This window comes from Terrabacter sp. GCM10028922, from assembly GCF_042666095.1.
Taxonomy (GTDB): domain Bacteria; phylum Actinomycetota; class Actinomycetes; order Actinomycetales; family Dermatophilaceae; genus Terrabacter.
Genome location: NZ_JBHTFG010000005.1, coordinates 83,318 through 94,961 on the forward strand (window position 1 = coordinate 83,318; position 11,644 = coordinate 94,961).

General features: G+C 71.2%; 11 protein-coding genes. 9 read left to right on the forward strand and 2 right to left on the reverse strand.

Features of this window, described 5'->3' with window-relative positions; all coding sequences use genetic code 11:
• Nucleotides 1-163: 163 nt before the first annotated feature.
• Together mca and ACFQU3_RS04715 are read left to right on the forward strand one after the other, a co-directional pair.
• Nucleotides 164-1,198 carry a mycothiol conjugate amidase Mca gene (gene mca / locus ACFQU3_RS04710; protein WP_385907241.1) on the forward strand — a complete coding sequence of 345 codons (1,035 nt, stop codon included), beginning with the start codon at nt 164-166 and terminating at the stop codon, nt 1,196-1,198.
• Complete coding sequence (locus tag ACFQU3_RS04715) at nt 1,198-1,518, forward strand: hypothetical protein (protein ID WP_385907244.1); 321 nt, start codon at nt 1,198-1,200, stop codon at nt 1,516-1,518. The genes mca and ACFQU3_RS04715 overlap by 1 nt, the downstream gene beginning before the upstream one ends.
• Before the next feature lie 176 nt (nt 1,519-1,694).
• Here the strand turns inward: ACFQU3_RS04715 and ACFQU3_RS04720 are convergent, their stop codons facing one another.
• A complete protein-coding gene (locus ACFQU3_RS04720) occupies nt 1,695-2,405 on the reverse strand; it encodes a hemolysin III family protein (protein ID WP_385907247.1) in 711 nt (236 codons plus the stop codon).
• Nucleotides 2,406-2,617: 212 nt separating this feature from the next.
• Between ACFQU3_RS04720 and ACFQU3_RS04725 the strand changes: the two genes are divergently transcribed.
• The 6 genes from ACFQU3_RS04725 to ACFQU3_RS04750 all read left to right on the forward strand — a co-directional run bounded on the left by ACFQU3_RS04725 (nt 2,618) and on the right by ACFQU3_RS04750 (nt 8,591).
• Nucleotides 2,618-3,379, forward strand: coding sequence for an isoprenyl transferase (locus ACFQU3_RS04725; protein WP_385907250.1), 762 nt, complete (start codon nt 2,618-2,620; stop codon nt 3,377-3,379).
• 183 nt (nt 3,380-3,562) lie between these two features.
• The gene (locus ACFQU3_RS04730) at nt 3,563-4,543 is read left to right on the forward strand and encodes a hypothetical protein (protein ID WP_385907253.1); all 981 of its coding nucleotides are present in this window, start codon (nt 3,563-3,565) and stop codon (nt 4,541-4,543) included.
• A 182-nt stretch (nt 4,544-4,725) separates the two neighbouring features.
• Nucleotides 4,726-5,397: a hypothetical protein gene (locus tag ACFQU3_RS04735; RefSeq protein ID WP_385907256.1), complete on the forward strand. Its 672-nt coding sequence runs from the start codon at nt 4,726-4,728 to the stop codon at nt 5,395-5,397.
• Nucleotides 5,394-5,723: a hypothetical protein gene (locus ACFQU3_RS04740; RefSeq protein ID WP_385907259.1), complete on the forward strand. Its 330-nt coding sequence runs from the start codon at nt 5,394-5,396 to the stop codon at nt 5,721-5,723. Before ACFQU3_RS04735 ends, ACFQU3_RS04740 begins: the two co-directional genes overlap by 4 nt.
• Before the next feature lie 422 nt (nt 5,724-6,145).
• The gene (locus ACFQU3_RS04745; RefSeq protein ID WP_385907324.1) at nt 6,146-7,381 is read left to right on the forward strand and encodes a PhoH family protein; all 1,236 of its coding nucleotides are present in this window, start codon (nt 6,146-6,148) and stop codon (nt 7,379-7,381) included.
• A 298-nt stretch (nt 7,382-7,679) separates the two neighbouring features.
• The gene (locus ACFQU3_RS04750) at nt 7,680-8,591 is read left to right on the forward strand and encodes a lytic transglycosylase domain-containing protein (protein WP_385907262.1); all 912 of its coding nucleotides are present in this window, start codon (nt 7,680-7,682) and stop codon (nt 8,589-8,591) included.
• A 100-nt stretch (nt 8,592-8,691) separates the two neighbouring features.
• Here the strand turns inward: ACFQU3_RS04750 and coaA are convergent, their stop codons facing one another.
• The gene (gene coaA / locus ACFQU3_RS04755; protein WP_385907326.1) at nt 8,692-9,663 is read right to left on the reverse strand and encodes a type I pantothenate kinase; all 972 of its coding nucleotides are present in this window, start codon (nt 9,661-9,663) and stop codon (nt 8,692-8,694) included.
• 120 nt (nt 9,664-9,783) lie between these two features.
• Here coaA and glmS point away from each other — a divergent pair, with 120 nt between their 5' ends.
• The gene (gene glmS, locus ACFQU3_RS04760; RefSeq protein ID WP_385907264.1) at nt 9,784-11,643 is read left to right on the forward strand and encodes a glutamine--fructose-6-phosphate transaminase (isomerizing); all 1,860 of its coding nucleotides are present in this window, start codon (nt 9,784-9,786) and stop codon (nt 11,641-11,643) included.
• The last annotated feature ends 1 nt before the right edge of the window (nt 11,644 follow it).

An 11,644-nucleotide genomic window follows, 5' to 3' on the forward strand; every position in this document is an offset into this window, starting at 1 on the left:
CGAGTCGGGCCCGGGCGTCGAGGGCTCCGGGGGAGTGAGAGGATGGCGGGCGGGTCCAGTGTCTCCCATGGCAGCACGGGAGCGAGCACAGGCCCGGGCGTCGGGAGGCCACGAGCCGCCCGCGCCCGTCCCCACCGACGACTGCTGAGAAACAGGGAGCGACGTGGCCGAGGGCATGCGGTTGATGGCGGTGCACGCGCACCCCGACGACGAGTCGAGCAAGGGCGCCGCGACGACGGCGAAGTACGTCGCCGAGGGCGCGTCCGTCATGGTCGTCTCGTGCACCGGCGGCGAGCGCGGCGACATCCTCAACGAGAAGCTCAAGGACGACCCGCACATCCTGCGCGACATCGCCCAGGTCCGCCGGGACGAGATGAAGGCGGCGCAGGAGGTGCTCGGCTGCGAGCACACGTGGCTGGGCTTCGTCGACTCCGGCCTGCCCGAGGGCGACCCCTTGCCGCCGCTGCCCGACGGCTGCTTCGGCCTCGAGGACATCGACGTCACGACCGAGGCCCTCGTGCGTGTCATCCGCGCCTGGCGTCCCCACGTCATGACGACGTACGACGAGAAGGGCGGCTACCCGCACCCCGACCACATCATGTGCCACGTGGTGTCGATGGCGGCCTTCGAGGCCGCGGGAGACCCCGGCCGCTACCCGCACGCCGGGGAGCCGTGGCAGCCGCTCAAGATCTACTACAACGGCGGCTGGTCGCGCACGCGCCTCGAGGCCATCCACGAGGCGATGCTCGCTGAGGGGCTCGAGAGTCCGTATGCCGAGTGGCTGGCCAACTGGAAGCCGCGCCGTTCGAGCCGGCCCACGACGACGATCGCCTGCGGCGAGTACTTCGAGGTGCGCGACCGTGCCCTCATGGCCCACGCGACGCAGGTGGATCCCGACGGCTTCTGGTTCCAGGTGCCGCTCGAGATCCAGCAGCGGGTCTGGGGCGTCGAGGAGTTCGAGGCAGCGGTCTCGTTCGTGCCGGTGGCCGACGGTGAGGACGACCTCTTCGCCGGGCTGGGCTCGCCGGCAGAGGCCGACGCGCTCGCGACGCGACGCGACCTCCAGATCGTGCACGACGGCCGCGTCGCGGACGAACCCGAACCCGAGGACGCCGAGGAGGAGCAGGCCGGGCACGCGCAGGGCGACAGCTCCGACACGCACTCCGAGGACGGCGCGAACGACAAGGCGGACGACTGATGGGCGGCAGCGGCAACCTCCCGATCGGACCCGGCATCTGGGGCTTCATCGCCTTCTTCGTCCTCGCGATCGCGCTGTGGCTGCTCGTGCGCAACATGAACAGCCGGCTGCGCCGGATGGCCTACCGCGACCGTGAGGACTCGGCGGCCAGCCTGTCCGGCACGCCCGCCGACGCCGACGGCGCCGCTACCGACCCCGACGGCGCGGCTACCGACGGCGATGCGCCCGAGACGCAGCAGACCCGGGGCGCCGTGGACGAGCCCGACGAGCCCGGCGACCAGGCCGGCGGCGAGCGCGGACCCGGCACGCGCGCCGACTGAGCGGCCGCGGGGGCCTGAGCGGCCGCGCGGGCGCGGCCGGACGGCATACGCGCGGGGCGGTGGCTGTCCTGAGCGTGCTGCCTGCCGCCTCACATGACGAACGCGCCTCACATGACGAACGCCGCGGCAGGCCGCGGCGTTCGGTCGTTCTGTGGGCAGTCGGCCCGGAGGCACACTCAGGTGGCGGCGCGGTAGCCGATCACCGCGAGGGCGACGGCGACGAAGTGCGTCGCGAAGCCGCCGAGCGTGAAGGCGTGGAAGACCTCGTGGAAGCCGAACCACTTCGGCCACGGGTTGGGCTTCTTCGTCCCGTACACGATGCCGCCGGCCGTGTAGAGCAGGCCGCCGAGGCCGATGAGGGAGCCGATGAGCGGGCCGCCCTCGCGCCAGAACGGCACGACGTAGAAGACGGCGGTCCAGCCGAGCGCCAGGTAGAGCGCCGTGTAGAGCCAGCGTGGGGCGCCGACCCAGAAGACGCGGAAGAGCACGCCGGCGACGGCGCCTCCCCAGATGAGGATGAGCAGCAGGCGCGCCTGCTCGGCCGGCAGCAGGGTCACCGCGAACGGCGTGTAGGTGCCGGCGATGATGAGGTAGATGTTGGAATGGTCGAAGCGTTTGAGCAGCGTCGACATCTTCGGGCCCCACGTGCCGCGGTGGTAGACCGCCGAGACACCGAAGAGCATGGCCGCAGTGACCGTGAAGACGGTCGAGGCCGTGCGCACGGGGCCCGGGTCGGACAGCAGCACGAGGACGAGCCCGCCGATGAGGGCGACGGGGAACATGCCGAGGTGCAGCCAGCCGCGCAGGCGGGGCTTGACGATGGCGACGAGGTCGGCGACCGGGCTGGTCGACGTGCCCTCGGGGGTGTGCTCCGGCGTGGTGCTCATGTCCCGAGTGTAACCTACGGAACCGTAGGTTACGGAACAGTAGGTTGAGACTCGCGGCTCTCCGAGTGACTTCACAGGTCCTTCACGAGACTCTTGCGGACCCTGCCCACGACCGCCGGGGACGCTTGGCACGTGAGGGGTACGGTGGGACGGCGGCCCGCCGGGCTGCCCTGAACTGACTGCGATCCGATCGAGTCGACGAGGAGGCCTCCGTGGGGTGGCGCGATGTGGTCTACGGCGCATACGAGCGCCGGGTCCTCAAGGATCTGCCCCGGGAGTCCCTCCCGCGCCACGTCGCCGTCATGCTCGACGGCAACCGCCGCTGGGCGCGGGCGCGTGGCGCCGGCACGGCGAGTGGCCACCAGGCCGGGGCCGACAAGATCGAGGAGCTCCTCGAGTGGTGCAACGAGGCCGGCGTCGAGTACGTCACCCTCTGGCTGCTCTCGACCGACAACCTGCGTCGCGCCGAGGAGGAGCTCGCACCGCTCCTCAAGATCATCGAGACCGCCGTGGCCGACCTCGCGGACGCGGGCCGTTGGCACCTCACGATCGTCGGCGCCCTCGACCTGCTGCCGCCCGAGACGGCCTCGAGCCTGCGCGACTCCGCCGAACGCACCGCGGACACCCGAGGGATGACCGTCAACGTCGCCGTCGGCTACGGCGGCCGGCGAGAGATCGCCGACGCCGTGCGCGACCTGCTCCTCGAGCGCGCGGCGGCCGGCGAGTCGATCGAGCAGATCGCGGCCGGCCTCACCGTCGAGGACATCGCCGGGCACCTCTACACCAAGGGCCAGCCCGATCCCGACCTCGTCATCCGCACGTCGGGCGAGCAGCGCCTCGGCGGCTTCCTGCTCTGGCAGAGCGCGACGTCGGAGTTCTACTTCTGCGAGGCCTACTGGCCCGACTTCAGGCACGTCGACTTCCTGCGAGCGCTCCGGGCGTATGCCGGCCGGCACCGGCGCTTCGGCGGCTGAGGTCCGCGCCACCCAGCACGCGACGGGCGGTGGGGAGTGCTCCCCATTGTCCGTCTTCGGTCGGGTTGCGTAGGTTGCGGGTGGGCCGGAACCCGATCACCCGCCGGGTGGACCCACGGACCACGAACACGGACCACGCACGGCACACGCACACGGCGACGACGTCAGGGGAGCAGACGACAGATGGCGATCTACAAGAAGGGCGCCGACCCGGTTGCGCTACGTGCGTCGGCCGAGCGCATCACGGGGCACGCCCGCGAGTGCGAGACCCTCAAGGGTGAAGCGAGCCGCGCGGTCCACGCCCTCCGCGGTCAGTGGGGCGGCGGCGACCTCGACCACCTCATGGATCGCTGGCCGCCGGTCGAGGCACAGCTGACGCAGTTCGGCACCGACCTCGGCAAGCTCGCCGAGGCCCTGCGTCGCAACGCGGGCCAGCAGGACACGACGAGCGGCCAGGGCGGCTCGGGTTCCGGCGGTGGCCCGGGCGGGTCCGGTGGGACGGGTGGCTCCGGTCGCGGTGGCGACGACGGCGGCATCCCCGGCTACGACTTCCTCAAGTCGCTGTGGACCCCCATCAAGGGTCTCGGCACCGCGGTCGGTCTCGTCGGCACCGGCATGAAGATCCGCAACTTCCTGTCGAACCTCGGCAGCTGGGACCGCGCCACGGGACTGTTCGCCAACCTCAAGAACGCGTGGGGCACTGGGCGTCTCGCAGAGTTCGGCGACGCCCTCAACCCGAAGAACTGGGGCACGCTGTCGCGCTTCATGCCCTCGATCGCGGAGGGTGGCACGCTCGCGCGCACCCTCGGCACCGTCGGCAAGGCGCTCGGTCCCATCGGCGTCGCCTTCGGTGGCTTCACCGTCGCCAACGACATCTCCGAGGGCAACTACGGTCGCGCCGGCTACGACGCCGTCATGACCGGTCTCGGCGCCGCCGCGCTCATGACGCCGCCCCCGGTCGACGTCGTCTGCGGCATCGCCGCCGGTGGCATGGCCGTCGGTCAGCTCGTCTACGACAACTGGGACAACATCACCTCCTTCACGTCGGACGCGGTCGACGCCGTCGGTGACTTCACGTCCGACGCCGTCGACTCCGTCGGCGACTTCGCCTCCGACGCCGCCGACACCGTGGGCGACATCGCCGACGCCGCCTGGCCGTTCTGACCAGGCTGACCGTTCTGGCCAGGCTGGCCGTTCTGACCGAGATGCGGCCCCCGGCAGGCGAAACCTGCGCACGCCGGGCATCGTTGGGACGACGAGCACCCCATGACCGCGCGCAGCACGCCGCAGGACCTGCTTGACCCGCTGGATGACGAACCACCGATCGACAACGACCGAGGAGAACCATGGCTGACCCGATGAAGGGCACCCCGCTCGAGGCCTTCGAGCTGCCCGACGAGGTCTTCGGACTGGGAGCCGCCGAGCTCGCGTACCTGCTGTCGCGGCACGAGACGCCCGCCGGGGAGCGCTCGCGGCGCCTGCTCATGCTCGACCCGCGCGCGGCCGAGGACGCGGCGCTGCTCGCCGGCGCCTCCAGCCTCGCCTCACGCGGCTGGTTCACCGTCAAGGACGACGGCTCCGGCGAGACCCGCTCGAACGCGGCCCTCGTCGAGTACGCCGTCGGCGCGGCCACGCGCTGGACGCGCATCGGCCTCGTCGGCGAGAACGTCAGCCAGCTGGACTTCGCGATCCTCGTCGAGTCCGACACGGTCATCGCCCTGATGCAGCCGCGCCAGCTCGCGTCGTGGTTCATCCGCCTCGGCGAGCGCGACGGCGCCACGGGTGCCCTCGTCACCGGTCTCGTGCGCGAGCGGTTCGCCGCCAACGCGGAGGCGGGCGTGTTCCTCGAGGTGCAGACGCTCGAGGGAAGCAGCAACCTCGCGATCCGCCGTTCCGGCGCCGGTTTCGAGGCGCTCGCCGACGTCGCGGGTCCCGGCACGGGCACCGGGGGCGTCGTCGACGCCAACGGCCTGCAGGATGCCGTGTCGGCCCTCTACGCCGAGGCGGTCAGCGCATGAGCACCCCCGCCCCCCGCCCGACCGAGCCGACCCCGCCGAAGGAGCCCTTCGCGTACGTCAGCCAGGACCGTGGCCTGCTCACCCTGAAGATCCGCGAGCCGATTCTCATGGGCCTCTTCTTCCTCGCGTTCACCGTCGTCGGCGTCATCTTCTTCTTCATGGTCAAGAAGGGCGCCGACGAGGGGGCCGAGGGAGCCATGGGGGTCGCGTTCCTCATTCTCGCGATCTTCGGTGGGCTCGGGGTCATCGGCATGGCCATCGCTGCGGCCCGGTGGCGCTGGAAGCGCGAGTACGTCCGGGTCATGGGCCGCTCGCCCTGGTCCTGAGCCCGCGGCGCTGGCCCTGGCGTTACGGGCGCGTGAACACTTGCGCGACACGGCCATTCAGGGCTGGTAAATCCACCGCCCCGTCGGTGTCGGGACGTACGGTCGTCTCAGCGGAGGACACCCGTCCCTCGCTGCCAGGAGGCCCACCCATGGAGCGATCGCTCAGGACGGAGGGTCGGGCAGTGCGCCACCCTCTGGTGGTCACCGCCCGGCATCTCGGGAGCGATTGAGGCGCGCAGAGCGCGCCGCGTAGGGAGTGGCACATGGCACGTACGACTCGTCCGGTCACGGACCCCGCCAGCACGACCACCAAGCCGGCCGCGGCCTCCACACGCGCCACACGAACCACCGCGCGCAAACCCCACCCGCAGCACAAGACGTACGTCCTCGACACGTCCGTGCTTCTCTCCGACCCGCGGGCGATGCTCCGCTTCGCCGAGCACGAGGTCGTCCTGCCGGTCGTCGTCGTCACCGAGCTCGAGGGCAAGCGGCACCACCCCGAGCTCGGGTTCTTCGCCCGTCAGGCGCTGCGCCTGCTCGACGACCTGCGGGTCAGCGAGGGCCGGCTCGACCGGCCGGTCGGCGTGGGCACCCACGGCGGGACGCTGCGCGTCGAGCTCAACCACACCGACCCGTCGGCGCTGCCGGCGGGCTTCCGGCTCGGCGACAACGACACCCGCATCCTCTCCGTGGCCAAGAACCTCGCCGACGAGGGCTCCGACGTGACGATCGTGAGCAAGGACCTGCCGATGCGCGTCAAGGCCTCGGCGTGCGGCCTCGAGGCAGAGGAGTACCGCCACGAGCAGGGCATCGACTCCGGCTGGACCGGCCTGAAGGAGCTCGAGGTCAGCGCCGACGAGCTCGACCAGCTCTACGACCGTGGCCGCATCGAGCACGCCGGCGCCGCCGAGCTGCCCTGCCACACCGGTCTCGTCCTGCTCTCGCCGCGGGGAAGCGGTCTGGGGCGCGTCGGGGCCGACAAGCAGATCCGGCTCGTGCGCGGCGACCGCGACGCGTTCGGCCTGCACGGCCGCAGCGCCGAGCAGCGCATCGCCCTCGACCTGCTCCTCGACCCCGACGTCGGCATCGTCAGCCTCGGCGGTCGGGCGGGCACCGGCAAGTCGGCGCTCGCCCTCTGCGCGGGTCTCGAGTCGGTCATGGAGCGGCGCATCCAGCGCAAGGTCCTCGTCTTCCGCCCGCTGTTCGCCGTCGGTGGCCAGGAGCTCGGCTACCTGCCCGGCACCGAGCAGGAGAAGATGAACCCGTGGGGCCAGGCCGTCTTCGACACGCTCGGCGCGCTCGTCTCGACGGAGGTCGTCGAGGAGGTCATGGACCGCGGGCTGCTCGAGGTGCTCCCGCTGACCCACATCCGCGGACGCTCCCTGCACGACGCGTTCGTCATCGTCGACGAGGCCCAGTCCCTCGAACGCAACGTGCTCCTCACGGTCCTCTCCCGCATCGGCCAGAACTCCAAGGTCGTGCTGACCCACGACGTCGCCCAGCGTGACAACCTCCGGGTCGGCCGGCACGACGGCGTCGCCGCCGTCATCGAGAAGCTCAAGGGCCACCCGCTCTTCGCCCATGTGACGCTGACCCGCAGCGAGCGCAGCCCCATCGCGGCGCTCGTCACCGACATGCTCGAAGGGATCGACATGTGACCTGAGTCACGCACACGCACAGCGTCCCCGAGCACCGATCTCCGGGACGCTGTGCGCTGGGTCTCATGCCAGGCCCGGCCATCCAGGCTCCGTCCGGTGGACACCGATTTGCCCGTTCGGGGGGTCGGCTGGCACGGTGGGGGCCAAAGATCTCGGATCGGTAACGCTCGCCTCGGGGTGCGAGCGCTGCGGGGCCGGTGATCCCCTCCACACGTCGGGCGCCCCCGTCGTCGGGCCTGCGCCCGCGGCCGGTCGCGCCAGGCACTGCCCCGAGACCAGGAAGGCGTGACGTCAGTTCATGGCACGGTATGAAGGCCGGCACCGCAACGCCCCGGCCCCCTCGACCGCTCCGAGCTCGAAGCGCGCCGGCTCCCCGGCGCCCGACGGTCGTTCGCACCCCGAGCGCCTCGCGGAGAGCCGGCATACGGCACCGGCGGTCCCGCGCTCCCGCCACGGGGTCCCCTCGGACGCGACATCGACACCGCCGCCCGTCACCCGCCGCAGCCACCGGCACGCGACGCCCTCCACGCGCACGCGCCGCGTTGGCCGGCCGATCCTGGCCGGCACCCTCGCCCTCGGGCTCGGTGCCTCCGGCTTCGCCTACGCCAAGGCCACGAACCTCATGGGTGCCGACGCCGCCGCGTTCGTCGTCGGCTCGGGCGTCGTCGCCCAGACCGACGAGCTCGCCCGGGCGACGACGGTCGACACGACCTACCGCGCTGCAGCGTCGGTCTCGCGCAACGAGCGGCGCACCGCGATCGCCGCAACCGGTCTGCGCACCGCCAAGGAGCTCGAGGTCAAGAAGAAGAAGGAGGCGGCGCGCAAGGCCGAGGAGGCCCGCGAGGCCGCCGAGAAGGCCGAGCGTGAGCGAGAGCGCCAGCGGGCCATCGACAACGCCAAGGAGGACCCACAGGCCGCCGCACGCGTGCTCATGGCGGACCAGGGCTGGACGAGCGACGCGCAGTACAACTGCCTCGTCAACCTCTGGACCGGCGAGAGCGACTGGCGCTGGTGGGCCGAGAACGCCAGCTCCGGCGCCTACGGCATCCCGCAGTCGCTCCCGGCACGCAAGATGGCAACCTTCGGCTCCGACTACCGCACCAACCCGATCACGCAGATCAAGTGGGGCCTCTGGTACATCAAGATGTCCTACGGCAACCCGTGCAACGCCTGGTCCACCTGGCAGGCTCGCTCGCCGCACTGGTACTGACCGACAGGCCCACCGACGCCGTATGCCGTGGCGCGCGTCTTCGGGGGCCCGCGGGGGCTGAGGAGGCGCAGGCCGATCACGGCCGTGAGCTCCCGTGCGTTCAGATCTTGCGCAGACGCACCCTGCGGACCTCGTGGTTGTCGCCCTTGGCGAGCACGAGGCTCGCGCGCGACCGCGTCGGCAGGATGTTCTCGACGAGGTTCGGGCCGTTGATCTCGCGCCAGATCCGGTTCGCCGTGGCGACGGCCTCGTCGTCGGACAGCACGGCATACCGGTGGAAGTACGAGTCGGGGTCGGAGAACGCCGTCTCACGCAGCCGGAGGAAGCGCTCGACGTACCACGTGCGGATGTCGTCGACCCACGCGTCGACGTAGACGGAGAAGTCGAAGAAGTCGCTGACGGCCAGTCCCGTGCCGCGTACCGGATGGACCTCGGGCGCCTGGAGCACGTTGAGGCCCTCGACGATGAGCACGTCGGGCTGGCGCACGACGATGCGCTCGCCCGGGACGATGTCATAGGTCAGGTGCGAGTAGACGGGGGCCGTCACCTCCTCCTTGCCCGACTTGATCTCGGCGACGAACCGCAGCAGCGCCCGGCGGTCGTAGGACTCGGGGAAGCCCTTGCGCTGCAGGAGCCCCCGACGCTCGAGCTCGGCGTTGGGCCACAGGAAGCCGTCGGTCGTGACGAGCGCGACGCGCGGGGTGTCGGGCCAGCGCGCGAGCATCTCGCGCAGGATGCGGGCCGTCGTGGACTTCCCGACCGCGACGGAGCCCGCGACGCCGATGACGAACGGTGTCTTGGCCGGACGCTCGCCGAGGAAGTCGCTCGTGACCTGGTGCAGCTGGGCGGTCGCGCCCACGTAGAAGTTGAGCAGCCGCGAGAGCGGGAGGTAGACCTCCTCGACCTCGTTGAGGTCGATGCGGTCGCCGAGGCCACGCAACCGCGTGAGATCGGCGTCGTCGAGGTTGAGCGGCTGGTTCTCGCGCAGGCGCGACCACGCAGCGCGGTCGAACTCGACGTAGGGCGACGGGATCGCCGAACCGTTCCCGTTGGTGCCGGTCACGCCGGTCACACCGGTCACGCCGGTCCCGGGGGTTGCCTCCGACGCGCGCTCCGACACAACGGCCATTGTTGCGGACGCACGGACCGGGGGTGGCGTTGGGCCCCCGTGCGGTCCCCTACGCTGGTGCACATGTGTGGAATCGTTGGATACGTCGGCACGACGAACGACGGCACGGCGCTCGACGTCGTCATGGAGGGTCTGGCCCGTCTCGAGTACCGCGGCTACGACTCCGCCGGCGTGGCACTCCTCGACGGAGACCACGTGGAGACCCGCAAGAAGTCGGGCAAGCTCGCCAATCTCACGGCGGAGCTCGAGGCCCGCCCGCTGCCGGCGTCCACGACCGGTATCGGCCACACCCGCTGGGCGACCCACGGCGGCCCCACCGACCAGAACGCCCACCCGCACCGCGGTGGCAGGGACGGCAAGCTCGCCCTCATCCACAACGGCATCATCGAGAACTTCCACGCCCTGAAGCAGGGCCTGCTCGCCGACGGCGTCGAGTTCGAGAGCGAGACCGACACCGAGGTCGTCGCCCACCTCGTCGCGGCGGCGTACGAGCGGCACCACGACCTCACCGACGCGATGCGCGCCGTCGTCGCCGACCTCGAGGGCGCCTTCACGTTCCTCGCGATCCACGCCGACCAGCCGGGCGTCGTCGTCGGCGCCCGCCGCAACAGCCCGCTCGTCGTCGGCCTCGGCGAGAGCGCGAACTACCTCGGCTCCGACGTGGCCGCCTTCATCGGCCACACGCGCCACGCGCTCGAGCTCGCGCAGGACCAGATCGTCACGATCACCCCCGAGGGGGCGACCGTCGTCAACTTCGACGGCACGCCGGCGGAGGGCAAGGCGTACGAGGTGACGTGGGACGCCGCGGCCGCCGAGAAGGGCGGCTACACGACCTTCATGGAGAAGGAGATCAACGACCAGCCGCACGCCGTGGCCGACACGCTCCTCGGGCGCACCGACGCCGAGGGACGCCTCACGCTGGATGAGCTGCGCATCTCCGAGGAGCAGCTCAAGGGCGTCGACCGGATCACGATCGTCGCCTGCGGCACGGCCGCGTATGCCGGCATGACCGCGAAGTACGCCATCGAGCACTGGACCCGCATCCCCGTCGAGGTCTCGCTCGCGCACGAGTTCCGCTACTGCGACCCGATCGTCAACGAGCGCACCCTCGTGGTCTCGATCAGCCAGTCGGGCGAGACCATGGACACCCTCATGGCCGTCAAGCACGCCCGCGAGCTCGGTGCCCTGACGATCTCGATCTGCAACACGCACGGCTCGACCATCCCGCGCGAGTCCGACGCGGTCCTCTACACGCACGCCGGGCCCGAGATCGCCGTCGCCTCGACCAAGGCCTTCCTGGCCCAGATCACCGCGAGCTACATCCTCGGTCTCTACCTCGCGCAGCTGCGGGGCGGCTCGTTCGCCGACGACGCGCAGTCGGTCATGAAGGAGCTCGCCGGGGTCCCGGCCAAGATCGAGACGCTGCTCGGGCAGATGGGTCGCGTCAAGGAGATCGCCAAGTTCATGGCCGACACCCGCTCGGTCCTCTTCCTCGGACGTCATGTCGGCTACCCCGTCGCGCTCGAGGGCGCGCTCAAGCTCAAGGAGCTCGCGTACATCCACGCCGAGGGCTTCGCCGCGGGCGAGCTCAAGCACGGCCCGATCGCGCTCATCGAACCGGGCCAGCCGGTCTTCGTCGTCGTGCCCTCACCCACGAGCGAGCACGGCCTGCACGGCAAGGTCGTCAGCAACATCCAGGAGATCCGCGCTCGCGGGGCCCGCACGCTCGTCATCGCCGAGGAGGGAGACGAGTCCGTCGAGCCGTTCGCCGACGAGGTGATCCGGGTGCCCGCGACGTCCGCGCTCCTCGCCCCGCTGCTCACGGTCGTGCCCCTGCAGGTCTTCGCGCTGTGGCTCTCCACGGCCAAGGGCCTCGACGTCGACCAGCCCCGCAACCTCGCCAAGTCGGTCACGGTCGAGTGAC

Coding starts and splice junctions, on each gene's coding strand:
- ACFQU3_RS04745 (WP_385907324.1), top strand. CDS start 6,146: ATGCTCCGCTTCGCCGAGCACGAGGTCGTCCTGCCGGTCGTCGTCGTC.
- ACFQU3_RS04730 (WP_385907253.1), top strand. CDS start 3,563: ATGGCGATCTACAAGAAGGGCGCCGACCCGGTTGCGCTACGTGCGTCG.
- ACFQU3_RS04720 (WP_385907247.1), bottom strand. CDS start 2,405: ATGAGCACCACGCCGGAGCACACCCCCGAGGGCACGTCGACCAGCCCG.
- glmS (WP_385907264.1), top strand. CDS start 9,784: ATGTGTGGAATCGTTGGATACGTCGGCACGACGAACGACGGCACGGCG.
- ACFQU3_RS04740 (WP_385907259.1), top strand. CDS start 5,394: ATGAGCACCCCCGCCCCCCGCCCGACCGAGCCGACCCCGCCGAAGGAG.
- ACFQU3_RS04750 (WP_385907262.1), top strand. CDS start 7,680: ATGGCACGGTATGAAGGCCGGCACCGCAACGCCCCGGCCCCCTCGACC.
- ACFQU3_RS04715 (WP_385907244.1), top strand. CDS start 1,198: ATGGGCGGCAGCGGCAACCTCCCGATCGGACCCGGCATCTGGGGCTTC.
- ACFQU3_RS04735 (WP_385907256.1), top strand. CDS start 4,726: ATGGCTGACCCGATGAAGGGCACCCCGCTCGAGGCCTTCGAGCTGCCC.